We start from the raw sequence: 2,857 nt of genomic DNA, 5'->3' as shown, positions 1-2,857 counted from the left end.
GCAGCAGAACCACCACCTAAGGAGGTAATAAGCTCATAAGAGGGGCTTGTCTGATATGAAAATAACTCCCAACTTATCTATTTCAGCAAGTTGGGAGGGAATTCACGTCTTTAGCGGACAGTAATAAGAAGAAATAAACCTTATGCCTGCTACAGAATCAACATTTAAATCAAATGGCAAGGTTTATTCAGGCGACTATCTGATGAAAGTAGGCCTAGAAGTATTCGGATTCGCACATACTCAGAGTTATGTAATTGAAATTACAGCAGAATAATACAAAAACTAAATACTAGACAAAATTTCTCATTAGTTAGTAATGGTGCAACCGGATTACCGGATTGCACCATTACTTTTATATTTTCATAAAGCCTTTACTGTCTTTTTCAACTTTATATCTTTACTTGAAGCACCGATCATAAACTCAAATTCACCTGGCTCCACAGTCCATCGCATATTACGGTCAAGCAACTGCAAGTCCTCAGGAGTAAGTTCAAATGTAACCTGTTTTGTTTCACCAGGATTTAAAGAAACACGTTCGAAACCACGCAAAACAGAATCGTATGCAACTACACTGCTATACTTATCGCGTACATAAAGCTGAACGATTTCATCTCCCTGACGTTTCCCTGTATTTGTGATATTGAAAGTTATAGTATAATTTCCCTGAGTAGCCTGCTCGAGTGGAGTTACCTTCATATCGGAATACTTGAAACTTGTATAGCTGAGTCCATGACCAAATGGATAAAGCTCACCCAGTACACGAGTAGAGCCAGAGCCATTAGGACCCGATCGTGGCTGATTACCATGTGAACCCGGTTTGAAAGGGAAGTTCAATTCTATCTGACCAATAGACTTAGGAAAAGTAACTGTCAGTTTTCCACCCGGATTATGATCACCAAACAATGTTTCCGCAATTACAGTTCCTCCCTGACAACTTGGGAACCATGTTTCAAGAATAGAAGGTATATATTTATCAGCCCAATTAATGGTCAGTGGTTGTCCATTTATCAATACCAATACTACAGGTTTACCTGTTGCATACAAAGCTTCGAGCAATTCCTGCTGACGTCCCGGAAGATCAAGCGAAGTACGCGAACGGCTTTCACCTGTTCTATATTCGTCTTCTCCCAAAACAGCAATAATAATATCAGAATCTTTTGCTTTATCAACAGCTTTCTGAATATCGGCCTTTTCTGAATCGGAAAGATCTTCTGGCAATATCTCAGTAGAAGGCCATCCTTTATTTATAACATCACATCCTTTAGTATAATCCACTTCCGAAATACCTTTTAGGTAGTTACGCAAACCTTTCAGAACTGTAACTTTCTCCAGTCTGTTAGGACCGTAACGGCTTTCCATAAAATTACTTTCATCGGCAAGCGGACCGGTTACAAGCACTTTTTTTATCTTGTTCTTGTCAAGAGGTAAAAGATTTCCATCATTTTTAAGAAGAACCAAAGACTGCTGCTGAATCTGTTTTACGAAATCCATATTACGGTCTACACCTCCAACTTTATCCGACTCCTTAACTTTCTCTACATAAGGATGGTCAAAAAGTCCGAGACGAAATTTCACACTCAAGACTTCAGCCACTCGCTTCTCTATTGTAGCCATAGATATTTTCTTTTCTTCCAGAAGACTGCGGATAGGCTTAATAAAATCAGAAGGCTGAGTGAAATGAGTCCTTACGTTCAATCCGGCTTCAAGAACCTGACGTACAGCATCATCGTATGTTTCTGCCACACGATGTTTCGTATGAACATACTCTACAGCTTCGCTGTCGCTCACTACATATCCGTCGAAACCATATTCCTCTCTCAAAAGTTCAGTAAGGAAATAATGGCTTGCTGTTACAGGCACACCGTCCCAATCATTATAACTGCTCATTACTCCCATTGGATGTGCTTCCTTTATTACTTTCTTGAAAGGATATAAATGAATCTGATGCATCTCTCTTGGAGAAACATGAGGGTCTGTTCTGCAATTACCGTCTCTTCCACCTTTTGGAACACTATATACAGCAAAATGTTTAAGTGTAGAGCCAATTCCCTGCGACTGTATTCCATCAACCATCTGTATTCCCAACGATGCAACAAGATAAGGATCTTCGCCATAACATTCCAGAGTTCGTCCCCATCTCTGGTCACGAACAACGTCCAGAATAGGAGCATAAACATTTGTATATCCCAAAGCTCTGGCTTCCTGTCCAACTATCTTTCCCGCTTTATATACAAGATCTTTATTCCATGTACTTCCTATAGCAATAGGAGCTGGCAAAGGAGTTGCCTTGGTATGATTAAGACCATGAATACCTTCATTGCTGAAATCAACAGGAATACCAAGTCTTGTCTCTTCGACAAACCATTTCTGAATTTTGTTGATAGCTTCGGCATGATTACTGAATGGATATAGCATCTGTTCCACCAGTCTTGCCTTTCCTCCTACTCCATTCAACATTTCGTCGATATTGGCTATACCATCCTTCCATATTTCATTCTTCCAGTTTTCTGTAGGAAGAGAGTCTTTAAGTACTCGTCCATAGCCATAAAGTGTTGCCAACTGACATGTCTTTTCATTGATGTTCATCTGTTGCAACAGGTTTTCAACCCTCTTTTCAACAGGCTGTGAAGGATCTTCATAAACATCCTTTACACCATTCTTGTTGAAATCTATCCAACCTTTGTGATAGATATCCTTCGCTTGTGTTTCTGAAGGAAAAGCCATCAGTATTCCCCCGAATAATAGATTTAAGAATTTGTTCATAGATAAATCAGTTATTTAATTTTTCATCAATATCAAACATAATGTATAACACAAATAGTATAATTTACTTTCAACTATCCTTCACTATTTATAA

The 2,857-nt window shown here is 39.0% G+C and carries 1 protein-coding gene and 1 pseudogene; one reads left to right on the top strand and one right to left on the bottom strand.

The annotated features are described in order from the left end of the window. Nucleotides 1-127: 127 nt before the first annotated feature. Nucleotides 128-274: pseudogene (locus I6E11_RS14365) on the top strand (GH36 C-terminal domain-containing protein); the annotation flags it as partial. Between the two features lie 86 nt (nt 275-360). Here the strand turns inward: I6E11_RS14365 and I6E11_RS14360 are convergent. Continuing rightward, nucleotides 361-2,724, bottom strand: coding sequence for a glycoside hydrolase family 3 N-terminal domain-containing protein (locus I6E11_RS14360; RefSeq protein ID WP_235338799.1), 2,364 nt, complete (start codon nt 2,722-2,724; stop codon nt 361-363). Between the last annotated feature and the right edge of the window lie 133 nt (nt 2,725-2,857).

It is taken from the genome of Bacteroides caecigallinarum (genome assembly GCF_021531075.1).
GTDB classification, from domain to species: Bacteria; Bacteroidota; Bacteroidia; order Bacteroidales; family Bacteroidaceae; genus Phocaeicola; species Phocaeicola caecigallinarum_B.
The sequence above is the reverse complement of the archived record's forward strand: the minus strand, read 5'-3'. Positions and strand labels throughout refer to the sequence as shown.